This is a genomic window from Clostridium sp. TF11-13AC (assembly GCF_003481065.1).
Lineage (GTDB): Bacteria > Bacillota > Clostridia > Lachnospirales > Lachnospiraceae > Otoolea > Otoolea fessa.
In genome coordinates, this window is record NZ_QUKJ01000003.1 from 456,482 (window position 1) to 482,746 (window position 26,265).

Genomic DNA, 26,265 nt, shown 5'->3' on the forward strand with positions numbered 1-26,265 from the left:
CCCCGCCATTATTTTCCAGTGTTTTCTGTACGGCCTGTGACATGGCCTGTGTCTGCCCCGTTACAGTCTCACCTAAGGAATATATTTTGTCTTCATAATTTTTCATTTTATAAAAGTCCTCTCTCCGTCTTATGCCTTCTTCATCCTGCTTTTATCTGTATACAGAAAACCTGTCCCTGCTAGTTTTGTTACCCATTTTTGCATACAAAAAGGACACTTGCCAAAATCTGCCAGTGTCCCTACTATATTTTTTTAAATCACACATCTATATAGTATAAAAGGTATCGGAATCTCTTCTGTTCAAACATCTTTTCCATATATTATGATGATATGGAAACAGTGAAAACCGGCTGACATGGTCAAGCTTTCTGACTTTAGTCCCTTCTGGCTTTGCGACCCTGCCTTTCAATAGGTTTGCCTTTAAAATAATCTCTTTCTTCAAAAAAACATACCACGCGGTTTTCCGCACGTCAATAATTTTTTTGAAAAATCTACACATATTTTACTTCTGTTTTTGAACTTCTCTTTATAAAAAATCTAAATCGATGAATCCTAAAAACCTAACATTTTTTTCATATGAAACTCATTCATCATTTATAGTGCTATTCTCTCCATTAACTAAACATAACCTATTGTTCGATAATAAATTTTAGATCCAAAAAGAGGCTTCACACCACGAACCAACTCGCAATGCAAAGCCTCATCACTCACCCATTATATTCTTGTCACAAAATCCAGCGAGCTCCACCCATTCCGCTCTTTCTCATATGCTTTCAGCAGCCCCCTCTTTGATGCTCCAACACCATCAGCCTCAGCAACAATAGTAAAACAGCCAGCACCCGTATATTTTCCAGTCTTCTCCTGATCCGTTCCCAGCTTCTTCCGGCTTCTTATGTTCCTTTGTTGATGATATGATAAATCATTACTGTTTCCCTATGTCCCTGTCTCCACAGTCTGGCATTGCACTGCATATACAGTTCCAAAGACTGTTCTTGTTCTGTGCGATCATCTTCTGAAGTCCTTTCAGTTTCTGCCGTAATGACGGACGCTGTTGCTTTTTCTCATTAACTTTTACAAATTCCTTGAACGCCTGTGCAATCACATCGGCATCCCTGCCCTTGAAAAATACAAGATACTTGGGTTGTTCCGTGGTCTTATCCCTCTTTACTGCGAAATCGACATTGTATTTCCTTGCGACACGCTCAAAGGATTTTATATTGCTATCCGTAACCTCAATGGACTTTGCACCCTCTCCCTGACCGACCAGCTTCTTTAATGGGATTTTCCCATGGGAAGGCTCCTTATGCTTCTGATGCTCCAGATACATCTTCATTGCCTTCTGTAAAACACTTGCGGTCAGCTTGGAAGTCTTGATTGCAAGAGCAATCGTTTTTTGTGTTGTTTCCTCCTGCATGGTGTACCTCCTTCCTTATCTGCACCGTTCGGATTCAAGGTGGAACAAACAGCCTGTGTAACAAATACTTCATAAGCACTCCTTTCCACTTCTGGACATTTTGTTCAAAAGTTTTGTAAATGCAAAAAGGACAGCTACAAACCTTTGCGGTCTATAACTGCCCTTACGCTGTTATGTCTATGTTCTATTTCAAATTTACAAACAGAAATTAATCAAATTCTTTTGTATCACGAAATATTAAATTAATTTGTCGTTTCATTTTTTGCAAATAATCCTGTAATGTCTTGAACATGTGGATAATCCTTTTTAAGTTCCTCAAAACTCAAATATTCAAGCATACTCTCAGAATATATGTATTTATTCTTTAATGAAAAACATACACTCTTTCTTATTACATTTCCCAAAATATCTTGATGCAAGATATCTACTGTCAATGCATCTTCAAGTCCATGATTCTTTTTCAATAAATCCGTAGAAAAATATAATGTAAGCTCACAAATAGCCCTTGTTTCTTTTCCTAAATTAAGACATTCTTTAAGGAAAATATCGTTCTCTGAATGAGAATTAACTCCATTTACAATATATGACTTATCATAGAATAAAAAAATATTCGTAGCCGGACCAAAACCTATATTTTTTATTTCTAAATATAATTGAACTTTTTGGGTATTATCTGCTGTAATATTTGAAACATCTGTTTTCGGTAAATAAACATACCTACATATTTCTTCCTTGTTCTCTTCAATTACTTCACTTTTTTGCATCATCTGAACTGAAAGATAAGGAGAATACTGATACTTCCGTTCATCAGCAATTTCTTTTTCTCTGATTTTCTGTTCCTTTCTTTGTTGATCATAAGAACTCTTGACAGTATATAGCATAGCTGCTAATGTTGCTAATCCCCCTAAGGTACCAGCCAAATATGTTGCCCAAAACATCAACCAATTATCAGCATTTACATTACTAGATATTACATCAAACTTATCAATCCCAAAATATAACATTACTGGCACCACAATATATATTACGATGATAATTCCACCGTAAATTAAAATCTTCTTTTTACTTTTTTTGTCCATTATCTTCACCATTATCTTTCTCTATAAATCTCTTTCAAAATTTCATTTGTCCCAAATCAAAATGACAGTACATAGTTCCGCATACATCTCACCCTCCTCATGCTTCACATCATCCAGCAATAACACCTGAAATAACACTTTTCTAACATATTCTAATTTTACCATAGAAAGCCCCCTATCCAAAAGTCCATTCGATTTTACACTGTCAAAAGCAGCTTCTTTCCTCGCCACCAAGCAATGCGTATACAATGCCATAATATACTTGTTCGACATAAGAAAGGCGGATGTTTCATTCCCTTGATATGTATATCGGCACTTTTCCAGATTTTCCTGTGATATGTCAAAATAACATCTGACCATTTCTAAATACACATCTCCATTATACTGCGGTTTCAGTTTTTTTACATACCTTCTAATGGTCGCAAATATATTATTTCTTTCCATAATAGTCTTGGTTCTCTTAAATACTGGCTTTTTCCATCGCAAATCCATATAAGCATTATTAAGGATATGTATGCCTGTGCATCATCCATCACATCAATCGTATTATCCTCTGTCTCCATTGCTTCAGAAGGATTGATAGGATAGATATAACTCTCCTCAGTATGATTAGGGTTAGTCTGATTATAGTTAGTATAATTAGGTACTAATTTCTGAACTTCTGTAGGTTCAATTTCTGAACCTCCGGAAGTCTGTTTATTATACTTCTGCAAGTTCACATTTTGTACTTCTTGAAGTTCAAATTCTGAACTTCTGTGGATTTATCAGTGATCCCTCTCTTTCTTTTTGTACCTGTCTGTGATAAAATCAATCCTGTAGAAATCGAAAAAAGTTCATAAAAATTTAGCAATTACAGGCATTGATTTTTTGCTGTAAATTGCATATAATAAAAACACAGATAGAAATATCTGTGCAGCGGTTAGAGCGTCCAGTTAAAATGCTCGTTTAAAAGCGGTTAGATTGTCCAATTAAAACAATCGGTTAACAGCAGTGGGTGGAGTAATCCACCCACTTTTTTACTTTTCAGGAGGCTTTATGGATTGGTACGTTGTCGATAAAAAATACATCAATTACCTGACACAGTTTGATTCCCGTGTCGGATATGTGGAATATGGGGAACGTTTGAAACTCCATGTGGGAATTCTTCTTACTATCGGAGATTTCCACTACTATGTCCCTATTTCCTCTGCAAAACCAAAACATCAGAAGATGTCCAACAGTCTGGATTTCCATAAACTCCAGGATGAATCCACCGGATATCTTTATGCTGTATTAAATATCAATAATATGATTCCGGTTCCTGATAACTGTCTTACACAGTTAAAATATAATCAGGTAGAAAGCTTCCGTTCTTTCAGTAACGAAAAAGAAAAAACAGACTATGTCTACCTTCTCCAGAAAGAAAAAGCTTTAATCGACAATGTTCAGGACACTCTGCAAAATAAAGCCATGAAATTATATCAGAAATGCATTGCCAAGCCCGATTCTTCCCTTGCTGCAAGATGCTGTGACTTCAAAATGTTGGAGGAAAAATGCAGTTCTTATTCCGATACATAAACTCTTCATCATTTCTCGGTGGAAACACAAGTACAAATGCCGTGATATCTGATGTACTTGAAAGGTCTAAACCGCCATAGTAGGTTCTTCCGATAAGTTCCTCCTCGTTTACGAGAAATGCACACGCATCCCATTTATCCATCTGCATCCAACGTGTGGACTGTTGTTTTACCCATTGGTTTAATCGAAGCGGCCGGAAGATATTCTCTTCTGCAACATTTTCCCTTGCACTGATATAGGCACTTCGAACCTTTTCAATATCGATAGTTTCTCCAAGGGAAGGATTGGCTTTATACCATGTAGCTTCGCTCGTCCAATCATCCTCATCGGATATCCAATTCACAATCCCGTTTTACTTCTGCTATATAAGCAGTATGAACCTTCACCCCATGCTTCTCCATGATATACTTTTTGATATTCTCATAAGTTGGTTTCTGTTCCTTATACTCCTTGTGCATATCAGGACTAATAGGAACTTCCATCTCAACCTAGAAGTCTCTCTTACCTTTATCGGTGATACTTTTTTTAGTTAATAACGCTACCGTCTCCACATGCATTGAAACTTTAGTTTGCATTAACATTCGCGAACGTTACAGAGTTTTTCTAATTTTTTACACCCCTAAGTGTGAATTACAAAAAGTTGCACCATTCCGGCGGACAAAACAACTACTTAATGTTTTCTTCGTTCCAGCCTTTCTCCTTTGCAAGTTCTTTTAAGGTCTCTGGCGAATTTGCCTCAGCCTTATGGATAGCGTCATGGGTTTTACTCTTCACAACTATTATGTTACTAGGATCCAAGGCTTTACTAGGATCATCCTTCTTTCGTGTCATATGATGTCCTTCTGCGTCGTCTTCAAATTCTTCTCCGGTTAATTGATCACACGTAATATTCTCAGCCTTAATTTTTTTCTTCGTGAGAGTAGGAAGTTCTTTCTGTATTCTATCAGAATTAATACTTCTTTCTTTTTCAAGTTCCGGTGATTCAATAAATGTATTCATACAATCTCTTGAATGCTTCAATTTTTCACGTTCTAACTGTGGCCTATCCTGCTGTATTTTATTGGTAATCTCTTTTTGACAAGCTGCTACCGAAGCGTATTTCTCATCCCCGTTTTCAAATTTGTCTTCATCATCCAAATTATTATAAAACTTATTAGCTCCTGCCTTATCAGTAACTAGGATATCCTTTATTTTCTTTTTTCCTATATATGCTTTCCCTTTACTGTCAATAATTCCCGTCTCATTAATTGCTTTTTGAGGTAGCAAATTTTCCTTTTCAGTTAATTTAGAATTATGAGGAAATTTGATATCAAGGTTCTGGGCTTCATGCTTAATAATTTCATTCTTTTCACCCATCTTACACCTATTCCTCTATCATTGTATCATACAATTTTTTGAGTACGATAAATGCATCCTTATCAATTCCTTCAGTATCTGGGTGAATATATTTTGCAATATTCTTAAACCATTTTTGTGCTGATTCTTTGTTCTCATACATCTGATCGGTAATACCTAGTAATTCATTTCGTTTCTTTCCTTCCAGTTTTGTTAAAATGTATTCGTATTTTTTACTTTTATTAACAAAAAACTCATCAGTAAAACCAACCCAATTTCTCTTAAGGCAATTAATTACTTCAAGCAGTTCTTCATACGTATTTGCATTTGTGTTCAAAGGAAATATTAACGCATTTATCTCATTTCTAAGTATTTCCTTACTTCCAAGAGATTCCAACTGTGATATATCTTCTATATTCGAAAACTTGTTCATTTTCTCAGTTCCTTTCTTTACCTCATAATCATTTCAAATGCCTTTTTCTTAGACATTCCATAGTCCTCAATAAATACATGAATAGACTCCCCGGTACTTTTTTTACAAATTATAGCTTCACCCAAATCTGTAAAAGGACCTTCTAATTCATCCTCTATTTCCAAATCAACTGTATCTAATATTTCCAGCCACCCATAATCATAATCTTCTGTCTCGTACGCAACAAAACCTCTTTTATAATTCACTTTCTGAACCACTGCTCTCATGATTATTTTCCTCCTTATCAACGTCTTTCCAGCTTAATAACATTGCTAGATAAATAAAAGTAACTAAAACGCAAATAACAAATAAACCAAGTGATATAATTGGCACAAATAAACAACTATAATTATATGTACAATCTATTAACGCACACACCAAAGGAAAAAACACTCCTAAAATTGAAAAAATGATAAAAATAATCAATCCAGATTTCATTCCTTTTGGTTTTTTTATTTCCCTCTTTTTTTCTTCATACTGTGATTTTTCAAATTTTAATTCTTCAATCCTCAATTCCAGTTTTTCGGCTTCTCCTGCTTTTTCATGATACCACAGTCCCGCAGTTTGTGGAACAATATCTCCAACATCAATTAATGATGCAGAAAATAATAATGAATTTGCACTTCGCTTTTTTGCCCTCTTTTCAATCTCAAATAGCACTTTTTTACAAACCCCATAATCAAATTCATTTGTATACTTTTTTGCCAATACCACCGGTACTTTATCTGAATTCACTTCACTTACTTGTTCTTCATTCAAATCAAGTATTTCTTTACAAATTTTTAATGCTCTCAACCAATACCTTTCCATCTTAAAATAATCGAGCTTTGGTTTTTCTTCTGGTTTATAAACTATATCTATACTTCTATGATCCACTAGCATAGACACATTATCTCTTACAAAATCAAGCGCATCATCATCGTCTAATTTTTCAACTATATCGTCGTGCTGCTTAGTTTTCATATTGAGCTCATCATTAATTTCTTTGATTTTATCTAAGATGTTGTCTCTATCAGCACTGATACTTATTAATTTTGAAGCAATAAAACCGCCAATAATTGCTATAATAGTTGCAGAACATCCAGCAATTGAATAAAAGAAACTAGAATAGTCCAACTTAACAGCCCTCCATACCTTTTAAACGAAATTAGTATTAAACAATTTTATCGATATCATCTGTCTCAATTTGAGTATTGCCACCAAGAACAGAAGCCAAAACAGCAACAGTTCCTCCAACTACAATAGTGGCCAAAGTAGCCATACCTGCAATAAATCTTTTATTCTCGGTATCCTTCTTATCAACTTTTTCAGCAACATCCTTCATCTGCTCGATAATGTATTTTTTCTGTTCAAATGTTAAATTTTCATTTTCGAGCTCCTTTTGAAGTGAAGTAATAACAGCATTATACGTGTCATAAACCGCTTTAACACTTTCATTATTAGACTCCAATCCCTTATCCAATGATTCCTTATATTCTGTTAACATTTCCTTAGTTGTATTAGCAAATTCGGGGAACTGCTCAAGTGCCTTCTTTGCTACTTCTGGATCCATCTTGTCTAACATGGATGCCATTTTAATCACCTTATCTTTAGTAAGATGTCTAAAATCTGCAATATCTAGTTTTTTAAGTACTTTTGCTTCTGACATCATAAGATACTAGCTCTACAAACCAATGATGAATCTCGCATATCTACCCCAACAACAATTCTTGACGGATACAGATTATCATACACTGCTTTTGATTCACGTATAAATTCTGGACAATAACGTATACGAGAATATTTATATTTTTTTCGAAGTGCTTCTGTATAACCGATAGGTACTGTAGATTTAATTACAATATATGCCCCTGTCCTTTCTTCGAGAGCCTCCTCTACCACGCTTTCTATAATGCTTGTATCAAAGGAGTTTGACGATTGGTCGTAATTTGTTGGAACGGCAATAAAAATAAAGTCTGCGTTCTTATAGGCATGCTTTCCGGTCTGAACTGCTGTCAAAGTTAAGGGAACATTTTGAAAATAATATTGCAATTCATCGTCTTTAACTGGTGCTATTCTTTTATTAATTTTTTCAACCTTTTCAAGAAGCATATCAACTGCTGTAATTTCATGTTTTTGTGCCAATATAACGGCAACGGACAATCCAACGTAACCCATTCCCACTACAGTTATTTGATATTTCCTTTTATTACCTAAACTATTAATCATAAATCAAACCTATCGCACATATTCGTTTTTGCGTATACTGCTTGCAATCAACATAAGGTATTTCAAGAAACTATGTGTATAATTTTTATTTACGCTCTACCTATATAACTTAAATAATCACATACAGATACCAAACAAATGATTAATTCAGTTTTAAGTCATCCATGCAGTATATATGCATATTTTCACAAAGCATTGGATTGTCATAATATTTACAATTTTTACATGATATAATCTTAGGCTTCAACATTTCTACTGCCTTTCTGTATAAATCTGCAAAACTGCTTTCATATAAACTTCCTAATAATAATTTCTCTCTTCCTTTTTGAACAACACACTCCCCAGTATTCAGCACTTTAAAATACGCTGTTCCATTATTACAAAGGGGTGTCCTAAAACAATGATTATTTTTGTAATCATTCTCCAGTTTATTCTTTATAATCAATCGATCAGTTTCATCGATTCCAAGTTTCATCTGGCTTTTTCCTCTTCCTTTTAAGTACAAAGGAAAAAAATGTATCATTTTAACATCAAGCTTTTTTAGGAAATCTATTAAATAATCAAGTCTGCTTAAATTGGATTTTTGTAGAACAGTCCCAACTGTAATAGGAATATCGTTTTGAGCCATCATATTTATATATGAAATAGCTTTATCAAATGTCCCTTTACCACGAAATGCATCATGTTCTTGTTTTCTATCAGAATCCACGCTAACTCTGACTTCATAAAAATCGGCAGCCTTAATATCAAGAACATTATTATCGGATAATGTAGTTGCGTTAGTATATAACGATTTATATTGAAATTTTTTGAAACTTTCCTCACCTAATAGGTCATAGAACCTTGGCCAGATAGTGGCTTCTCCGCCAATAAAGCTAATAATTGCCTCTTTGCTTACCTCATAAATATCTTTTAATAAGTTATCAACTATTTCATAAGGCAACATTTTTGCATTTCCTAAACCTGCATTTTCAGAACAATACTTGCAGGTCTGATTACAGTCATCTGTCAATACGCAAATAACTAGGAGCCGTGTTGCAAATTGATCAATCATATATTCCACTCCCCATTTTCATACTTCGATCCACATCTTTTTTTCAGCCGCTTCCAAAACCACTTCGATAATCCTATCGATCTTAGTTGCAAAACTAAAATCAACCTCAACACTTTCTCCGTTGATGATACCTAATAAGAATTTTTCCGCATCAATCTCCTTTAAGTCTTCATATCCCACATTAAACCATCCATTATCGTCAGATATGACTGTTTCATATCCGCAATTCTTGGTTCTAAAAATATGCACCTCATTCATTCTCTCCAAAGAGTATCGAATTGCTCCCTCTGTAAACTGTACTTCAAATTTCATATCTTGTTTACTACCTGGTGCTACTCTGTTACAAGAAATATATCCAATCCCTTTATTTTTATATTCGAAAATAAACTGTGCAATATCATCATTCTCCACGTCACACTCGTTACCATTGTTATCCACCCTTTTTTTATGGATAACACTAGTCATTGCTGAAACACATTTTGTATCACCAAATAAATATTGAGAAACTGCTATGATATTTAATCCTAAATCACAAATCGCCCCTCCTTTAGAAATCTTTTTATTCATTCTCCACTCATACGCAGAATTCGGATTCGAGAGTCTGTCGTTGTCATATGCCCCTCGAAAACAGACTAACTCACCTAGCTCTCCTTTTTCAGCAATTGACTTTATATACTGGATAGCAGGAGTATATATTAAATTGTAACAGCATGATGTTTTTATTCCTTTTTCCTCCGCCAACAAAGATAAAGTTGTCGATTCCTTGCTATTCATTCCCAATGGTTTTTCACAAACAACATATTTACCAGCAAGCAATGCTTCTTTTGCTATGTTGAAATGCATATGATTAGGTACACAAATACACACTATATCTACGTCATTGTCCGAAACAGCTTTTCTCCAATCAGTTTCAACCTTTTGAAACCTAAAACGTTCCGCCATCTTAGTTGCATTAGTTATATTCGAATCACACGCAATCTGCATTTTGGTATTATACAATGCAGAATATACAGCAGCATGTTTCATTCCAACAAATCCAGCTCCTACCATGCAAATTCTTAATTCTTTATTTTTCAAGTTTGTCCCTCTCCAATTCACATCTTAATCCCACGAAAAAAAGCATGCTTCATCGCTAACGATGCTGAAATCCGTTCATTCTTATCCTCTGCCAATAGCTTCAGTAGCAAATCTGAGCACTCATTAGATAATTCATCTGTGATTTTGACAAATTTTTTTAAGTTCAAAAGTGCATCTTCAACTTTTCGATGATAGCTATTGCTATTTCGTTCATAATCATCCCAGGACTTAGCAATAACGCTTCCAAAAAAACCATACCCCCCAAAAGGACAATTACCAAACAACAGTTCCCACATCATTACCCCTACAGCAAATATTTCTGATTTTTCGTCATAACAATCATCATATAACACTATTTCTGGTGCATGATAACCGCTATAGCGAAAACAGGCTCTAGTATCGTTTTTTATTTTCTGCGTTTCATCAAAGTCTATAATTACCGCAGCATAAGTATCTTTACGAGAATGAATCATGATATTTCCAGGATAAAAATCTCGATGAACATATCCATGTCTATGCAACACCGCCAAACCTTTTAAAACATCAAAAATAATATGAGCAACGTCATTTTCTCCAAAAAGTTTTCTTTTTACAATATAATCTTGCAGACAAACTGAATTTACATATCGTTGAACATATCCAATATACCTACCGGTAGATGATACAAATGTCTTTATCGGTATGCAAAGATTTTCACAGTTTTTTATCGATGTTAAGAATGCCGGGCATGTATCTTTTTCCTTTATTTTAATACACAAATTATCTGAAATTTTATAAATGCTACTAGTATAACCTTTACCTATTATTTCACTCGAATGCGAATCGCACCCATATTCCTGACATATTTCATCTATAAATAAATCTAGTTCGCTCATGATTCCCAAACACCCCTTTAAATAAGGGACCTCTCCAACTTATCTATGATATTATTTCTCTCTTCCTGTGAAATCACTCTACATTTTTCTGTATTGGAAATAGAGTTCAGCACAATCTCCAATGACTTTTCCGCTATCATTCTAGTTAATCCGCATCTACATTCGTCTTTAATATCTGTTCTGCCAAATCTGGTCAGCTTATCAAACACACAGCTTCCTCCACATATGCGATATGCTATACAAGAACGACAATCTTTAATATAAAAAGGAGATGTTTTTTTATACTCTTTTATACATGTCGGAAGCTTGTCTACACTATCAAAAAACTTATCATGCATAGTAATTGGTCCCTCGCAAATCCCAAAACGATTCCCTTTACATGCGACAATACGTTTTCCGCATGCTTTGCATTCGTATGGAATAGTTCTGCCAGATATAAATGCATTCATTTTTTGTTCTACTTGAACAAGATTTATTCCCTTTTTATGCAATATCTCATAAGCATTCATCATCCTTTGATGAACCAAATCAAAGGATGATAGTTTCATAGCATAATTATCTTCATCTCCGTGAGGCAAACAAAATCCGAGACTATTCGGTTTTAACTCAATGGCCCACTCTATTAATTCTTCGAAAAACTCTTCGTTGTGAGGACCTATTACAGTAGTAATACCGGTTTTACATCCAGATTCCTTCAATAACTTATATCCTCTAATCGCCTTTTCATATGTTCCTTCTCCGTTTGCATTGCATCTCGCCAAATTGTGATATATAGCAGGACCGTCAAGTGATACAATTACTTCAACCTTGTTAGATGATAAAAAATCTGCGATTTCTTTAGTGCAAAGCGAACCGTTGATAACCATAGAAAACGGAATGTTATCATCGAAAGATCTCACATAGTTAATGGCATATATAATTCCATCAAAATTTAATAATGGCTCACCACCAAAAAATACTATACTCTTCGGAGTTTTTGCAACTTTGTAAAAAATATCGATAGCATTTTTGATTTCAACGATTGACATATTCTCAATCGTTGAAGTCTTTTTTTGTCTGCAGTATTTGCACCTAAAGTTACAGCTTTCTGAAACAGCTAAATACAGCTGCTCATATTCCACCGCTTCTAAATCAATGGTTGTATCCGTCGTTGCTTTAAAAAAGTCTTTATCAATGAGTTGCAACGGTGTACAAAGGGAACATAATAAAAAACTTAATAATGGACTGCCAATCTTACACAAAGTACCGCCCAAACGAGACTACGGGCGGTATTTTTGTATCATGGCGGAGAAAGGAGGAACTTCCCACGGGGGCTTGACTGAAAAGTTGAGCCTCTTTTTTCATGCCAAAAAACAGGAGGTAAATGCTTATGGCAGATGATAAAACCACAAAAACGCCGGAACAGCCGGTAACGGATAGCGGGCCGGGCAAGGAAACGCCTCCCGCTCCCCCAAAAGAGTCGGAGAAGGTTTCCGTTTCTCCGGAGCCGGAAAAAAAGACGGAACCGGAGGTAAAGAACCCGCAGGTTTCCGTCTATAACTTCGCTGAAATTATGAAGGAAAAGAAGGTCGAGGAACGGGCGGCAGCTCCCAGCGGGGAAAAGTCTGCCCCGGCAAAAACGGAAAAACCGGAAAAGCAGCCGGAGGCTCCGAAGAAAGCGGAGGAAAAACCCAAAGAGCCGGAACAGCCGAAGCGCCGGGGCCGTCCCCCGAAAGCAGATAAGGGCAAGGCCGCAGCCCCGAAGCCCGAAGCTCCCGCACAGAAACCGGAAAATGCGGTCAAAAAGGAACCGGAGAAAAAAACGGCGCCAACGGTACAGGCCGCTCCCGCTCCGAAGGAACCCGAAAAACCGAAGGATGCACCACGCCGGGGCAAGGAACAGATCGTCTATATCAAGCTGAACGAGCTTCACGCCTTCAAGAACCATCCCTTTGAGGTTCGGGATGATGAAGAAATGCGGGCTATGGTGTCCAGCGTCAAGGACAAGGGCGTGACCCAGCCCGCTATCGTCCGTCCCCGTGAGGATGGCGGCTATGAGATCGTGTCCGGCCACCGCCGCCAGAAGGCCAGCGAGCTTGCCGGATATGCGGATATGCCCTGTATTGTTCGCAATCTGACGGACGATGAAGCCATCACGCAGATGGTCGAGGACAATCTCAACCAGCGTGAAGAAATCCTCCCCAGTGAGCGGGCCAAAGCCTTGAAAATGCAGCTTGAGGCCATCAAGCACCAGGGCTCCCGCACTTCGGGCCAGATTGACCCGAAGGACGCAGGAAAACGCTCCAACGAAATTGTAGCCGAGCGCAATAAGATGGCGGTCAAGCAGGTGCAGCGGTATATCCGTCTCAATGAGCTGGTTCCAGACCTGATGAAGCTGATGGATGAAAAAAAGCTGGGTTTTACTACGGCGGTGGAGCTTTCCTATATCGGCAAGAAGAACCAGAACTATATCGCCGTCGCCATTGACAGCCAGCAGTCCTCGCCTTCACAGGCGCAGGCAAAGCGTATGCGTGAGTTGGACGAAAAGAAGCTACTCAACGGGGATGTGATCGACGGCATTATGATGGAGGACAAAAAGGAGGTAGACAAAGTGATTTTGACAGGTGCGGAACTGAGCAAGTATTTCGGCAAGGAAACTACGCCGAGGGAAATGAAGGACCAGATCATCAAGCTGCTGGACGACTGGAAGGGCCAGCAGAAGGAACACGAAAAACCGGAGAAGAAAACCGAACAGGAAAAGTAAGCCCAAACTTCGGGTCAGCATGGCCCGAGGATTGCGGGGCTCTGCCCCGCGCCCCGAAGCTCTGGAAATATAAATTATTCCCCGTCGCCAGTTATTCCGTAGCATAGCCGGGAAAATCAGTCAAGGGCAGCGCCGCCGCAGGCGGTGCCAGAGGCACCCTTGACGGATTTCTCCCGGTTATGCTTTTTCCCGGTCAAGCGACGGGGATATAAATTCTCCAGAGCCGTTCCCCTTCCCGGGGGAAGGGGCGGAGGGGTTGGGCGATACCTTGCTTTTCCCTAAACCAAAACAGAAATGGAGGCTCAACCAATGAAACGACCTTTAGCATACCTGACCGCCGCATGGAGCGGCGAGCCGGATGTTGATATGGAGCTGGCGGCCCACTACTGCCGTCTTGCTTATGAGGCGGGCTTTTCCCCGATCTGCCCGCTCTTGTATCTGCCGCTGTTTTTGAATGACAGCGTTCCCGAGGAACACAAGGCTGGGATTGATATGCGCCGGGATATGCTGCGGCGCTCCCATACCCTGATTGTCTGCGGCAGCGCTGTGGACGAGGATGTAAAAAATGATATTGCGGTTGCCGGGCGGCTGGGCATTGCGGCGACCACACTGGAAGGGGTGCTTGCCGTGAAGGGACACGGCACCCCGGGCCATGCCGGACATTAAGCTGGGAAGCCTTTTCGACGGGATTGGCGTGTTCCCTCTGGCTGCTTCCCGGTGCGGTATCCGTCCGGTATGGGCCAGTGAGATTGAAAAAGCGCCCATCTCTATAACCAAAAGGCACTTTCCCGACATGGTGCATTTGGGGGATATTACGAAGGTGGACGGCGGGAAAATCCCGCCGGTTCATGTAATTACCTTCGGTTCCCCCTGTCAGAACCTTTCTCTGATCGGCAACCGCTCCGGCCTTGCCGGGGCAAAATCAAGCCTGTTCTATCAGGCGTTTCGTATCATACAGGAAATGAGGGATGCTACTGATAACCTATATCCAGCTATCGCTGTTTGGGAAAACGTCATGGGAGCGTTTTCTACAAATGACCGGATGGACTTTAGAGCCGTCTTATCCGCCTTCTCGGACACCGAAGTTCCAATGCCTCCTTCGGGAAGATGGGGAAACGCCGGAATGGTGCGAGGGGGAACGCCTGATGTGTGCTGGCGACTCATGGACGCCCAGTATTGGGCAGGCTCCCGAAGGCTGGCACGAAGGCAGCGGATTTTCGTCGTGGCGGATTTTGGAGGCAGACGTGCCGCAGACATACTATTTAAGCCCCGTCCAATGCTCCCACTTCCTCCGCCTTGCGGAGAGGGCGGGTGGGCCGCCGCCGAAGGAGATCGAACAGCTTCTTTTGAAACAGGGCGGCAGATACCAGTCATCCACCCCTTTCAGTGCTTCCGTATGCGGGGAGCGGCAAAAAGGCAGGAAGAAACGGCCTTCCGAAACAGCTTCGGATTACCAACTGACCCTTTTCCCACTCTTTTAGCCAGTGATGTAACGCCCTTTGCCTTCTGGTATGAGGGCGACCCGAAGGGCGGCTGTATCCGTTTTCTGACGGAAACGGAAAGCGAACGGCTGATGGGGCTGCCAGAGGGCTGGACAAAGTACGGGGTGGACGGCGTGGAGACCCGGCCTCTGCAACGCTACAAGGCACTGGGAAACGCGATTGCCCTCCCTTGCGCCGATTACATTATGGCCGGGATCTATGAGGTGCTGGCTGACCGGGCCGGAAAGGAGGAATGAGCCCATGTTTGAAGCCTATATAACCAATACAGCCCTATACCCCTTAATGGGGATCGAGGTAGGGACAACGGTACATTTCCCCATGACGACACAGGAGTTGCAGGCCGCCCTTGCCAAAATCGGGATAGACGGGAAACGGTACAGCGAAGTGTTCTTTACCAGCTTTGACAGTGATGTGTTGGGGCTCTACGATCATCTCTACGAATGTGAGAACATCGACGAGCTGAACGAGCTGGGCCACGCCCTGCTGGAAGTACGGGATAAGGGCGGACTGGAAACCTTTGAAGCCGCTCTTGTCTTGGGAAACCACACAAGGAGCGTGAAGGATTTGATAAACCTGACGCAGAACCTTGACCTTTACCGCTTTTACCCGGATATTTCCGATGATGAAGGGCTGGGCCGTCTTTACGCCGACGAGCTTGGGACTATCGACATACCGGAGCACATTCAGAACTACTTCGATTATGAGGCATACGGGCGGGATGTGCGTATCAACGAGGGCGGCGTATTCGCTCCCGGTGGGTATGTGTCGGCAGTCCCGGAGGGCTTCAAGGAGTATTACCACGGGCCGCAGGACATTCCGCCGGAACACCGGATATTTGCCTATCCTGAAAAGGCCGAGCCTGTCCACTCCATTCTCGCTACACTCAAACGGTTTCAAGAAGCCCCACCCGCTCCGAAAAAGGACAAGACGGAGACTTCCCATGAAGAACGGTAAGACTTCGGGCCAGCATGGCCCGAAGCATGAAGGAGGTGCATACCATCAACTATTACCCTATCAATGAAGGGGCCGCCCGCCGGGCAAAAGAAATGAACAGCTTTTCCGACTACAAGGAAGGGAGCGCAACGGCGGAATACCGGGCAATGGTGGACAAGGCCGCCGCCATAGCGGAACAGCAGAAATCCCGGGTGGACCCCATGTACCATGAGAAGATCGACCATCTGTTAGACACCTACGCCCGCAAGCTGGCCGAAAACATGAACCAGGGCTTTGCCATTGACGCAAGGGTTCCCTCTGTGATGATCGCCGGACCTGCCAATTTCCCGGTGGGAAAGAAGGAAAAACAGAACCGGGCGCGGGACAGCAACATGGAGGAATGGCAGCATATTCAAGGGCTGCTGGATAAGATACGCAGCACCGGCATGGGCGGGATCAGCGCCGATGACCCGGCAGCGATTGAAAAGCTCCAGAAGAAGCTGGACGGGCTGGAACGCTCCCAGCTCATTATGAAGGAGGTCAACGCCTATTACCGCAAGCATGGCAAGCTGGACGGCTGTGCGCTGCTGTCGCTGGACCAGATTGAAAAGCTGAAAGCAAGCATGGCGTCAAGTTGGCGAAGCGACCCGAGGCCCTTTGAAAGCTACCAGCTAACCAACAACAATGCGGAGATCCGCCGGGTAAAGGCCCGTATCGAACAGCTTTCCAAACAGGCACAGCAGGAATTTTCCGGCTGGGAGTTCGATGGGGGTCGTGTGGAAATGAACCGGGAGGACAACCGCTTGCAGGTGTTCTTTGACGGAAAGCCTGACGCGGACACCCGGGCCGAGCTGAAAAGCAGCGGCTTTCGTTGGGCTCCCAGCGTGGGCGCATGGCAGAGGCAGCTCACAGACAACGCCATCCGGGCGGCTGACCGTCTGGAATGTATCAAGCCGCTGTCCGGCGAAAAGCCCTCCCGGCTTCAAAAGAAGCCCTCTATCTTGCAGACCATGCGGGAACAGGGCGAAAAAGTCCAGACGGAGCCGGAAAAGAAAGCTCCGTCCGGCAGAGATGCCGAGCGGTAAGCCTCGGGCCACATTGGCCCGAGGTTTTCTGTTCCCCGAGATTGTACGGGGGCCTCCCGGATAGCGGGAACCCCGACGGAAAGGAGGTTTTATGCAGGAAGAAGTAAACCAAAAAACGGTTGCCCTTTCGATCAGGACAACGAAGCTCACAGGAAAAGTGCTGGCTGCCGCTCTTGGCAAGGTGGTTCGGGCGCTGCAAAAGCACCACCAGAAGGCGCTGACCCCGCAGGGACGCCAGAGCGTGAAAAAGCTGATGAACCACTATGGCGGCAAAAGTGCCATGCCCTATGTGGGAACTCCAAAGGATTTTGACCGGATCGCGAAGGAGTTCCATGTGGACTACGCTTTCCATAAAGTGAGCCCCGGTCATTACCTGCTGTTTTTCAAAGCCAATCAGGCGGACGCTATCACGGCGGCCTTCCAGAAGTACAGCGCAAAGGTGCTGAACAAAGAGCAGGACAAGGCTTCCATCCTCGGTCAGCTTCGGAAATTCACGGAGCAGATCAGGACGCAGGCAAAGGAAAAGCAGCGGACCAGAGAGGCGGTGAAGGACGGACGTTGAGTGACAAGATCAGAAAATATGTGCTCCCAAACCTGCCGTACCTCTTTGTGTTCTGGTTTTTCTCCAAAATCGGGACGGCCTACCGGATCGCCCCCGGCACAGACTTCGGGACAAAGCTCATGGGGATGCTTGATACCTTCCCCAAAGCCTTTGAAACCTACTGGCCGGGGCTGGGAGGTATTGACCTGCTGGTGGGCCTTGCCGGTGCGGCTGGGATGTATCTGCTGATACAGTCAAAGATCAGGCAGGCGAAAAAATTCCGGCGGGATGCGGAGTACGGCACCGCCCGCTTTGGAACAAAAGAAGATATAAAGCCATTTGTTGACCCTAAATTTCAGAACAATGTCATTCTGACCGGGACGGAGTTCCTTACCATGAACACCCGTCCGAAGATACCCGCCAATGCCCGGAACCTAAACGCCTGTGTCATCGGATCGTCCGGCTCGGGAAAGACAAGGTTCTGGTTGACCCCGCAGCTCCTTCAAGCCCATTCCTCGTATGTGGTGGTAGACCCGAAGGGCGGCACTCTCGACCAGTGCGGGCGGTTTCTGCAACGGGAGAAATACAGGGTGCGGGTGTTCAACAGTATCGACTTTTCAAAATCCATGCACTACAATCCGCTGGCCTATATCAAGACAGAAAGCGATGTTTTGAAATTTGTTACCGCCCTGATTGCCAACACCAAAGGCGACGGCAAGGAGGGCGACGAGTTCTGGACAAAAGCAGAAACCCTCTTGTACTGCGCCCTTGTGTCCTACATCGTCTTTGAGGGGCCGGAGGAAGAACGCAACATGAATACGCTGGTGGAAATGATAAGCAGCATGGAAGTCCGGGAGGATGACGAAACCTTCAAAAACGCGGTGGACTATATGTTTGACGGGCTGGAACGCCGCAGCCCCCAGCACTTCGCCGTGAGGCAGTATAAGAAATACAAGCTCGCCAGCGGAAAGACAGCCAAAAGCATTTTGATTTCCTGCGGTGCAAGACTGGCTCCCTTTGATATTCCTCAACTTCGGGAGATCATGTCTTATGACGAACTGGAGCTGGATAAGCTGGGGGATGAAAAATCAGCGCTGTTCTTTCTTATCAGCGACACGGACACCACCTACAACTTTTTGGTTGCCCTCGCTTTTTCGCAGATGTTCAACCTTCTGTGTGAACGGGCTGATAACACCTATGGCGGGCGTCTGCCCTACCATGTGCGGGTGCTGTGGGACGAGGCAGCCAACACCGGACAGGTGCCGGGGCTGGAAAAGATCGTGGCCGTTATCCGCTCCCGTGAGATCAGCCTGACGCTTTTTTATCAGGCAATGAGCCAGTGCAAGGCATTGTACAAAGACCATTCCGAAACCATCATGGGCAACATGGACAGTATCGTATTCCTCGGAGGCCGGGAGGCTTCCACCCTAAAGGATATTTCGGAAAACTGGCTGGGCAAGGCCACCATCTCTATGCAGACCGAGGGCCGAAGCCGTGGACAGTCTGAAAGTTACAGCCAGAATATGCAGCGGCTTGGCCGGGAGCTGATGACCACCAGCGAGATCACCACCATGCCCGGGGATAAATGTATCTTGCAGCTTCGGGGGCTCCCGCCCTTCCTGTCCCCGAAGTATGACTTGAAAAAGCACCCGAATTACAAGTACACAGCCGAATTTGATAAAAAGAAAAACGCCTTCCGCTTGGAAAGCCTGTTCCGCCACCGGCCATTGAGACTAAAGCCGGAGGACGAATACACGGTGTACGAAGTGGACGGCTCCGACACGGACGAAGAAGCTGACCTGTTGAATTTCGATGATCTGGACAGCGACGAGTTTGTGTAACTTCGGGCCATGTTGACCCGAAGCGCCGCCGATGTGGGCGGCTTTTTTTGTACCCAAAATCATCAAACAAACAAAATGGAGGAACGTATATGGAATTTTTCAATCAGGCAATCGACATTCTCAAAATTCTGGTCATGGCTCTTGGCGCCGGTCTGGCGGTATGGGGCGTCATCAACCTTCTGGAAGGTTACGGGTCGGACAACCCTGCGGCAAATGCTCATGTACGGTAAAGTATCACAAGAAAATTATGTCGAATTGACAGCCGCCTCCGCTATACCGAATAAGGAAATAAAGAGTCCTCAAATTTTGCGCTACTAAATGAAGACGAGCGGAAGTAATCTCCCGCTCGTCAGTAAACTTAACTATGCCATATCAATCCCGCTTCTTTCCCGCCACCGGCACTAAGAACAGCGCGGGCAACAGCAGGAAAGCGGTACAGACCAGCCCCCAGGGTATGGACACCTGCTGGGCTACCAGCCCCACAATAGGCCCGCCGATGATCTGCCCGAAAGAGTCCAGCTGTCCGCTGGTGGAAAAGACTGTGGCGCGCATTTTCTCATCCACATGGTCGTTCATCCAGGCGGCCAGCACAGGCTCCTTGATGGTGCGCATAAGCCCCGCCAGCAGGAACACCAACAACATGAACCAAAAGCTCCGCCCCACCGCGAAGAGAACCAGGCACAGGATATACCCGGCGCTGGTGGACATGACCACACTGGTTCGGCTGACAGTCCCTTTTTTCTCCATGCGGGCGATGAGCAACTGAGAAGCCAGAATACCTAAGCCGTTGCCGATAAGACTGATAACACCGAACCAAGTGACGCTGTTCAGCGGCCCGATAACGGGTATTACCGTGTCATCCAGAAAATGAGCGGTGGAGAGCCGGTCAAAGCCTTCACTGGCAAGTCCCCCGCATAGTGTGATTGCTAAGAGCGCCAGCAACACAGGTGCGCCTTTCACAAAGCCCAGGTTGAGCTTGAACAGGCAGACAAAGTCTTTAAGCAAGCCCTGCCGTTCCTCAATAGCAGGGGAGAAGTTGGTTTCTGGCATGATGCGAACCATCACCAGCCCCAACAACAAGCACAAACTGCCCCCCAAGATGACAGGCATTTGCAGGTTTATGTTTCCCAGCAGTGTGCCCAGCACCACGCCCAGAACGCCGCCGATTTGCCCCATTTGACTGCCCCGCAGGAACACCTTGTCTATGGGTTTGTCCTCTTCCTCCGAGGCAATCCACGCCTCCAGAGCGCCGGTGATGAAGGTATCACCGCAACCCCAGACAACCTGGGCCAGCAGAACCGGCGCGAACCACGGTAGCGCACCCTCCATCAGAAAGCCCAGGCCGTAGAGGAACATTCCAATCAGCACCGAGCGCCGACGGCTATACAAATCCGCCACCACACCGGTGGGTATCTCGAACAGAAAGCAGGAGGTCTCCAGAACCGTCCCTACCAGGACAAGCTGGAAAGCATCCAGCTGCACCACCTCCAGGTGGTACACGATGGAAAGCACTGTGGACATAGAAACCGCCAGGGAACAGACAAATCGGAACAGCAGGTAGACAGAATATGCCTTTGAATTTTTAGCAAACATGAAGTTACATCCTCCTAGTATAATAATGGTGTAGTCAAGAACGACTACTGGTTAATAGTTACAAAGTCCAATCTAATAAATCTATATAGATATAACGGAAGGAGGAGTTCCCCCTCCATCAGAAGTTATAGGACATATTTACCGTGTCTGAGGTTTCCTTAATGCACCAGACAAAATATAGAGGTATAATCACTGAAGGCAGGATCATTGACGTTTCCTCCTTGGGAGCCGGCCTTCTGGCTGGCGATACCTCTTAGAAAGTCTGTCAATCCTTTCGGTGGTGATTTATGTTTTGGCTGGTTGGGAAGCCTCAGGCTATACCTGTATAAGCCGCTAGGTTGTGTATCCACCCTTTGGAATTGGATGCCTGCCGGAAAGGATATTACTATGCACTATCAAAAAGTACTCAAGATGCCTGAAAGCATCCCCTATCTCTCTGTCGGGTTTGATGTCGGCGCAGACTTCACCTGGATGTCTATCATGCTCCCCAATGGCATCCTCATCGGTAAGCCTTTTAAGATCATTCATTCTGATCCGCAGTCCCGTGAGCTTGCCATCTCAAAAATAAAGGAAGCCCAGGAGATGTATTCTCTTGAAAGCCGCTGCTTCCTTGAATCCACCGGGATCTACCACATCCCACTCCTGTGCTTCCTTCGTGATAAGGGTTTTGACTGCGCCGTCATTAATCCTATCATTACTAAGAATAGCACAAATATGAACGTCAGGAAACTGCATAATGATAAATTTGATTCAAAAAAAGCTGCTAAAGTCGGCCTGGATGCCTCCCTTAAGGCTTCCATTGTCCCGGATGACGCAATCATTGACCTGCGCAATCTCGTGCGTGACTACTATTATTTCAAGGACCTGCAATCCGCCATCGTATTGAAGCTTCATGCGGAACTCAACTTGAATTTATTTTAAGCTATCACGTTTTACCTTCTTAAGCCTTACTATCATTACCATAGGAATTTCTTTGTTGGTTTTAAAACATTCTTCATAAAATCCATCAATGACAAATCCAGCTCTAAAACAAAGGTTAAAAATATCTTGTATGGAACGATGATAATAAATCTGCTCTTTCGGTTGCCCTTCAATCGCTATATCATAGTAACTGTGCGGTGTCATATATTTTTCAGTCAACGTGACAAAACAAGGGTGTTGCGTTGCAAAGACAAAAATTCCGCTTTCCTGCAACAGTTCATAAACAGCCATAAGAAGTGGTTCAATATCCGTAATATCCATAATTGCCATATTAGAAACTGCTTTCGTAAAGGCTCGATTTCTTTTTAATTCTAATATACTTTTTCTATCGGTCGCATCCGCCACACAAAATTCAATTTGTTTTGCATATTGTGATTGCCGTCTTTTAGCCAATTCTATCATTTTTTTGCTGTAATCAAAAGCGACAACCGAAGCGCCTCTTTGTGCAAGATACGAAGAATAATTTCCATTGCCACACGCAATATCCAAAATGTAATCCGCAGGATTAGGAGATAGAAGTTCCGTTACTTTGGGACGCACTACCTCTCTGTGAAATTCATTAGATTCGTCACCCATTGCATTATCCCAAAATTGTGCGTTCTCCTCCCAGATTTTTTTACTTTCCTCTGTTCCCATGTTCTCTCCCACTCCCCAAATTTGCTTTTTTGCTTCCATTAAATCTTCCTTACTATATTCCATTGTTACCCTCCATAACTTCTGATTGTTGCCGTCTTGACGATTATGTATCTTTACATTACCTTCTGAAACATATGGCGCACCTTGTCCAGGCGGCTGTTTGGACGGCGGGGCTGGATGACCGGCTGACCGACAGCGGCCTGATATCCTTTCAGCTCTGTAAGGCATACGCTCCGCCCGTTGGTGTAAAAGGCCAGATCAGTACGGTATGCCTGTATACAGCGGGCGGGAATCTCGCCAGTAAAGACAACTTCATCCTTTTTTACCTGGGCCGTTTCGATGGTGGCACAGTATTTCGGTGCATCATGATAAGCCCTGGAAAGGTATTCCTGGGGCGCATAGAGGATGAAGGAGAGATAAGGTTCCAGCAGCTGCGTCCCCGATTCCTTCAATGCCTGTTCCAATACAATCGGGGCCAATGAGCGGAAGTCCGCCGGCGTGCTGACCGGACTGTAATAAAGCCCGTATTCAAAGCAAATCTTACAGTCCGTTACGTTCCAGCCGAACAAGCCCTGCTCCAGCCCGTAACGGATACCATCCCTGACAGCGTTTTGAAAACTCTGGTTCAAGTATCCCAGCGAAACCCGGCTCTCGTATTGTACACCGGAGCCAAGCGAGAGTGGTGTAACAGACAGTCCTATGGATGCCCAAAACGGGTTGGGCGGCACCTCGATATGGATGGTGTGGCTGGCTGCTTTGAGCGGCCGCTCCATATAAATGACGGAGGGTTCCTTTACCACTGTTTCAAGCTTGTATTTTTCCGACAGCAAAGCGGAAACAACCTCCAACTGCACCCGGCCCAAAAAAGAAAGAATGATCTCATGGGTGATGGAATCCACTTCGCAACGCAAAAGCGGGTCAGTATCCGCAAGTTGCGTAAGAGCGTCCAGCAGCCGTTCTCTTTGCGCTGCCGTTTTCGGCGCAATCGTCGTCCGCAGCATGGGGAGGGGGTCCTCGCGCCACCTTTTACGAGGGAGCCGGGTTTGGTCCCCTAATACATCGTTTAACCTCACGCTGTCGCTGGGAAGGATAACAATTTCACCCTGATAAGCGGTGTCTGTCCGAACAATTTCCCCTTTGGATGGAATACGCATCTCTGTGATTTTCAGCTTTTCTCTCCCGGCCAGGGCCACCGTATCCCGCAGGCGCAGCGTTCCGCTGTATAACCGTAGATAGACACGCCGCTGGCCGCAATCGGTGTACTCAACCTTGAAAACGCTGCCGCATAGGGCGGCGCCCCCCTGTTCCCCAATCGGTTGGAACAGCCCTGTCACCGCATCCATCAACGGTTGAATGCCAAGGCCATTTTTGGCGCTGCCATGATAGACTGGGAACAGGGAGGCGTCTTGAACCCGCTGCTGTTCCTCCCGCGCAAGTTTTTCCCGGCTGATTGGTTCTCCTGCGATATACTTTTCCAATAATTCATCGTTATTTTCGATGACCGCATCCCATGCTTCTATGTCGGTATTTTCCTCCAGGACTATTTCCGGGGACAGCGACACCGTCTGCTTGATGATAATATCGGCGGAGAGCTTATCCCGAACAGACTGAACCACGCTCTGCAAATCAACGCCAGCCTGGTCGATCTTGTTGATAAAGATAACGGTGGGAATGTTCATTTTCCGCAGGGCATGGAACAGAATACGGGTCTGGGCCTGCACGCCATCTTTAGCGGAGATCACCAAGATGGCCCCATCTAAAACAGCCAAAGAGCGGTACACCTCCGCCAAAAAATCCATGTGGCCGGGCGTATCCACAATGTTAACTTTACATCTGTGCCACTGGAAGGAAGTGACTGCCGCTTGAATGGTAATCCCACGCTGCCGCTCCAAAAACATGGTGTCCGTCCTCGTTGTCCCTTTTTCGACGCTCCCCGGTTCTGAAATGGCTCCGCTGGCATATAGCAGGCTCTCCGTCAAGGTCGTCTTTCCAGCGTCTACATGGGCAAGAATTCCAATATTGATTATTTTCATGTGATTGTCCTCCCTTTACAGCCCCAAAGGGCATAAAAATCCCCAGCAGTAAAATACTTTTACCACTGGGGATTATAAGTTGCGGACATACACATATACAGCATACACCTGTTTGTGATTGCTGTTTTTGGGGATATGTCAAAATTGATAAGGCAAAAGTATTCTTAAATTGGGTACAAAAAACCAAGCCCCCACAAAAGGAGCTATCATAATTCTTTGTTCCCACTATTTGATTATAGTTTTATTTAAGAATACCTTGCCGCATATTTTTTACTCCTTTTCTGGAATGAAGCTATTATATCACATCAGTTTTAGGAAAGCAAGTACCTAAAAGAAATTTTTCTTCCCCTTATATGTAACAATCATACCGGCTTCCTAGCGTTCAGAATGTTTTCTGCTGTCTGCTGTGGTGTTTGGTTGGAATTGTCCAACCAAAAGCCGATCCGTGGTGTTGTCTGCATTTTACTAAATACAAATTCAATGTATACAGAAAGATATAAGGAGTGGGAGGGATTCCGCCGTAGTTGGCATTGTAGGAAAATCCAAAAGTTTAGATTTTCCCACAATGCTTATCTTTTGGTCTTTGGTTCGGAATAGTGTAGTGCTGGCGGTCTATCTCTTGTTTTCGGTTGCTTGCTTCCTTACCGTACATGAGCATTCTCTTGCGGCTGCTCTTGCCCGATTGCCGGAACAGACGCAGGAAGAAATCTTTTTGTACTACTTTCAGCACTTGACGCAGAAAGAAATCGGAGAACAAAGCGGCTGGACACGCAGCACAATCGGGCGGCATATACGGCTTGCCTTGAAGCGGCTGAAAGAGGAAATGGAGGTGCTGTCCCATGAGTAACCGACTTCTCCCCTATGACACTATCATAAAGGCACATGAGGGCGACCCCATAGCGATACAAGCCGTCCTTGACCGATACGCTGGATATATCCGCTACTTCTCTAAGATGAACGGCTATTACAACTCTGATATGGAGGACTACATCAGAACAAAGCTGATTGAAAGCCTGTTCAAGTTCCGGCTTGACCGATAACATAGAAACTGAATATCCCGCCGCCCCGCAGCGGCACATGAAGCAGTAAATCCGAAAAAGATTTGCTGCTTTTTTTGCGCTCATTTTTGGCAAATTTCCAAAAGTTCCGTATTAGATAGTGAAACCAAAAAAGGCTGCCGTTTTTTTTAGACAGCGGGCAAAACGCAGCTTCCGAAACGCCTTATTGTCGGGAAAGACCGAGCCGCCGGAAAAGTTCTTGCCGGAAAGTCCGTCATTTTTGCTTTTTGCGGTGTTGTAGGGAGTAA

General features: G+C 43.8%; 28 protein-coding genes, 2 pseudogenes and 1 riboswitch. Of the genes and pseudogenes, 12 read left to right on the forward strand and 18 right to left on the reverse strand.

The genetic code is table 11. The annotated features are described in order from the left end of the window. Positions 1-338: 338 nt before the first annotated feature. Positions 339-429, reverse strand: a riboswitch (cyclic di-GMP riboswitch). A 493-nt stretch (positions 430-922) separates the two neighbouring features. The 4 genes from DXD12_RS09595 to DXD12_RS15165 form a co-directional block, all read right to left on the reverse strand. Further along, complete coding sequence (locus DXD12_RS09595; protein ID WP_118638238.1) at positions 923-1,414, reverse strand: PcfB family protein; 492 nt, start codon at positions 1,412-1,414, stop codon at positions 923-925. Between the two features lie 242 nt (positions 1,415-1,656). Continuing rightward, positions 1,657-2,505 (reverse strand): hypothetical protein, encoded by an 849-nt coding sequence (locus DXD12_RS09600; RefSeq protein ID WP_118638239.1) that lies wholly within the window; start codon positions 2,503-2,505, stop codon positions 1,657-1,659. Positions 2,506-2,535: 30 nt separating this feature from the next. Next, the gene (locus DXD12_RS09605; protein WP_182457059.1) at positions 2,536-2,937 is read right to left on the reverse strand and encodes a hypothetical protein; all 402 of its coding nucleotides are present in this window, start codon (positions 2,935-2,937) and stop codon (positions 2,536-2,538) included. Then, positions 2,895-3,212, reverse strand: a complete 318-nt coding sequence (locus tag DXD12_RS15165; RefSeq protein WP_147354023.1) for a hypothetical protein — start codon at positions 3,210-3,212, stop codon at positions 2,895-2,897. The genes DXD12_RS09605 and DXD12_RS15165 overlap by 43 nt, the downstream gene beginning before the upstream one ends. A 316-nt stretch (positions 3,213-3,528) precedes the next feature. Between DXD12_RS15165 and DXD12_RS09610 the strand changes: the two genes are divergently transcribed. Then, positions 3,529-4,050 carry a type III toxin-antitoxin system ToxN/AbiQ family toxin gene (locus DXD12_RS09610; protein WP_118638240.1) on the forward strand — a complete coding sequence of 174 codons (522 nt, stop codon included), beginning with the start codon at positions 3,529-3,531 and terminating at the stop codon, positions 4,048-4,050. 1 nt (position 4,051) lies between these two features. On the opposite strand, the pseudogene DXD12_RS09615 reads toward DXD12_RS09610, so the two are convergent. The 11 genes and pseudogenes from DXD12_RS09615 to DXD12_RS09670 all read right to left on the reverse strand — a co-directional run. Further along, positions 4,052-4,381: pseudogene (locus DXD12_RS09615) on the reverse strand (terminase TerL endonuclease subunit); the annotation flags it as partial. Between the two features lie 335 nt (positions 4,382-4,716). After that, complete coding sequence (locus tag DXD12_RS09625; protein WP_118638241.1) at positions 4,717-5,406, reverse strand: hypothetical protein; 690 nt, start codon at positions 5,404-5,406, stop codon at positions 4,717-4,719. Positions 5,407-5,413: 7 nt separating this feature from the next. Further along, positions 5,414-5,818 carry a hypothetical protein gene (locus DXD12_RS09630; protein ID WP_118638242.1) on the reverse strand — a complete coding sequence of 135 codons (405 nt, stop codon included), beginning with the start codon at positions 5,816-5,818 and terminating at the stop codon, positions 5,414-5,416. 17 nt (positions 5,819-5,835) lie between these two features. Beyond that, positions 5,836-6,084: a hypothetical protein gene (locus DXD12_RS09635; RefSeq protein ID WP_118638243.1), complete on the reverse strand. Its 249-nt coding sequence runs from the start codon at positions 6,082-6,084 to the stop codon at positions 5,836-5,838. Further along, on the reverse strand, positions 6,053-6,973 hold the full coding sequence (locus tag DXD12_RS09640) for a hypothetical protein (RefSeq protein ID WP_118638244.1): 921 nt from the start codon (positions 6,971-6,973) through the stop codon (positions 6,053-6,055). Before DXD12_RS09640 ends, DXD12_RS09635 begins: the two co-directional genes overlap by 32 nt. Positions 6,974-7,010: 37 nt before the next feature. Further along, positions 7,011-7,508 carry a hypothetical protein gene (locus DXD12_RS09645; RefSeq protein ID WP_118638245.1) on the reverse strand — a complete coding sequence of 166 codons (498 nt, stop codon included), beginning with the start codon at positions 7,506-7,508 and terminating at the stop codon, positions 7,011-7,013. Continuing rightward, positions 7,505-8,065 carry a hypothetical protein gene (locus tag DXD12_RS09650; protein ID WP_118638246.1) on the reverse strand — a complete coding sequence of 187 codons (561 nt, stop codon included), beginning with the start codon at positions 8,063-8,065 and terminating at the stop codon, positions 7,505-7,507. Before DXD12_RS09650 ends, DXD12_RS09645 begins: the two co-directional genes overlap by 4 nt. A 142-nt stretch (positions 8,066-8,207) precedes the next feature. Continuing rightward, positions 8,208-9,119 (reverse strand): radical SAM protein, encoded by a 912-nt coding sequence (locus DXD12_RS09655; protein WP_118638247.1) that lies wholly within the window; start codon positions 9,117-9,119, stop codon positions 8,208-8,210. A gap of 18 nt (positions 9,120-9,137) precedes the next feature. Next, positions 9,138-10,196: a Gfo/Idh/MocA family oxidoreductase gene (locus tag DXD12_RS09660; RefSeq protein WP_118638248.1), complete on the reverse strand. Its 1,059-nt coding sequence runs from the start codon at positions 10,194-10,196 to the stop codon at positions 9,138-9,140. 17 nt (positions 10,197-10,213) lie between these two features. Then, a complete protein-coding gene (locus DXD12_RS09665) occupies positions 10,214-11,071 on the reverse strand; it encodes a protein kinase (protein ID WP_118638249.1) in 858 nt (285 codons plus the stop codon). A gap of 17 nt (positions 11,072-11,088) precedes the next feature. Then, positions 11,089-12,312 (reverse strand): radical SAM protein, encoded by a 1,224-nt coding sequence (locus DXD12_RS09670; protein WP_182457060.1) that lies wholly within the window; start codon positions 12,310-12,312, stop codon positions 11,089-11,091. A gap of 122 nt (positions 12,313-12,434) precedes the next feature. Between DXD12_RS09670 and DXD12_RS09680 the strand changes: the two genes are divergently transcribed. From DXD12_RS09680 to DXD12_RS09715, 8 genes and pseudogenes are all read left to right on the forward strand, one after another. Then, a complete protein-coding gene (locus DXD12_RS09680) occupies positions 12,435-13,814 on the forward strand; it encodes a ParB/RepB/Spo0J family partition protein (protein WP_118638251.1) in 1,380 nt (459 codons plus the stop codon). A 309-nt stretch (positions 13,815-14,123) separates the two neighbouring features. After that, on the forward strand, positions 14,124-14,480 hold the full coding sequence (locus DXD12_RS09685; protein WP_003500157.1) for a hypothetical protein: 357 nt from the start codon (positions 14,124-14,126) through the stop codon (positions 14,478-14,480). After that, the gene (locus tag DXD12_RS09690) at positions 14,467-15,552 is read left to right on the forward strand and encodes a DNA cytosine methyltransferase (RefSeq protein WP_118638252.1); all 1,086 of its coding nucleotides are present in this window, start codon (positions 14,467-14,469) and stop codon (positions 15,550-15,552) included. Before DXD12_RS09685 ends, DXD12_RS09690 begins: the two co-directional genes overlap by 14 nt. 4 nt (positions 15,553-15,556) lie before the next feature. Next, positions 15,557-16,270 (forward strand): antirestriction protein ArdA, encoded by a 714-nt coding sequence (locus DXD12_RS09695; RefSeq protein WP_117485894.1) that lies wholly within the window; start codon positions 15,557-15,559, stop codon positions 16,268-16,270. Between the two features lie 14 nt (positions 16,271-16,284). Continuing rightward, positions 16,285-17,334 (forward strand): hypothetical protein, encoded by a 1,050-nt coding sequence (locus tag DXD12_RS09700; RefSeq protein ID WP_118638253.1) that lies wholly within the window; start codon positions 16,285-16,287, stop codon positions 17,332-17,334. Positions 17,335-17,425: 91 nt separating this feature from the next. Further along, on the forward strand, positions 17,426-17,896 hold the full coding sequence (locus DXD12_RS09705) for a PcfB family protein (RefSeq protein ID WP_118638254.1): 471 nt from the start codon (positions 17,426-17,428) through the stop codon (positions 17,894-17,896). Beyond that, positions 17,893-19,716, forward strand: a complete 1,824-nt coding sequence (locus tag DXD12_RS09710) for a VirD4-like conjugal transfer protein, CD1115 family (protein WP_117471347.1) — start codon at positions 17,893-17,895, stop codon at positions 19,714-19,716. Before DXD12_RS09705 ends, DXD12_RS09710 begins: the two co-directional genes overlap by 4 nt. 89 nt (positions 19,717-19,805) lie before the next feature. Further along, positions 19,806-19,934 (forward strand): annotated as a pseudogene (locus DXD12_RS09715) (Maff2 family protein); the annotation flags it as partial. A 154-nt stretch (positions 19,935-20,088) separates the two neighbouring features. On the opposite strand, the gene tet(40) reads toward DXD12_RS09715, so the two are convergent. Continuing rightward, complete coding sequence (tet(40), locus tag DXD12_RS09720; RefSeq protein ID WP_024407615.1) at positions 20,089-21,309, reverse strand: tetracycline efflux MFS transporter Tet(40); 1,221 nt, start codon at positions 21,307-21,309, stop codon at positions 20,089-20,091. Between the two features lie 387 nt (positions 21,310-21,696). On the opposite strand from tet(40), the gene DXD12_RS09725 reads away from it, so the two are divergent. Further along, positions 21,697-22,230: a transposase gene (locus DXD12_RS09725; RefSeq protein ID WP_330414029.1), complete on the forward strand. Its 534-nt coding sequence runs from the start codon at positions 21,697-21,699 to the stop codon at positions 22,228-22,230. Here the strand turns inward: DXD12_RS09725 and DXD12_RS09730 are convergent. Both DXD12_RS09730 and tet(W) read right to left on the reverse strand, forming a co-directional pair. Then, positions 22,222-22,989: a class I SAM-dependent methyltransferase gene (locus DXD12_RS09730; RefSeq protein ID WP_002586626.1), complete on the reverse strand. Its 768-nt coding sequence runs from the start codon at positions 22,987-22,989 to the stop codon at positions 22,222-22,224. The two genes, DXD12_RS09725 and DXD12_RS09730, sit on opposite strands and share 9 nt — an antisense overlap. A 50-nt stretch (positions 22,990-23,039) precedes the next feature. Further along, on the reverse strand, positions 23,040-24,959 hold the full coding sequence (gene tet(W), locus DXD12_RS09735; RefSeq protein ID WP_002586627.1) for a tetracycline resistance ribosomal protection protein Tet(W): 1,920 nt from the start codon (positions 24,957-24,959) through the stop codon (positions 23,040-23,042). Positions 24,960-25,524: 565 nt separating this feature from the next. Between tet(W) and DXD12_RS09745 the strand changes: the two genes are divergently transcribed. Both DXD12_RS09745 and DXD12_RS09750 read left to right on the forward strand, forming a co-directional pair. Next, complete coding sequence (locus DXD12_RS09745) at positions 25,525-25,806, forward strand: sigma-70 family RNA polymerase sigma factor (RefSeq protein WP_330411767.1); 282 nt, start codon at positions 25,525-25,527, stop codon at positions 25,804-25,806. Then, entirely contained in the window at positions 25,799-25,999 is a 201-nt protein-coding gene (locus DXD12_RS09750; protein WP_006858003.1) for a helix-turn-helix domain-containing protein, read from the forward strand. Before DXD12_RS09745 ends, DXD12_RS09750 begins: the two co-directional genes overlap by 8 nt. Positions 26,000-26,265 lie beyond the last annotated feature (266 nt).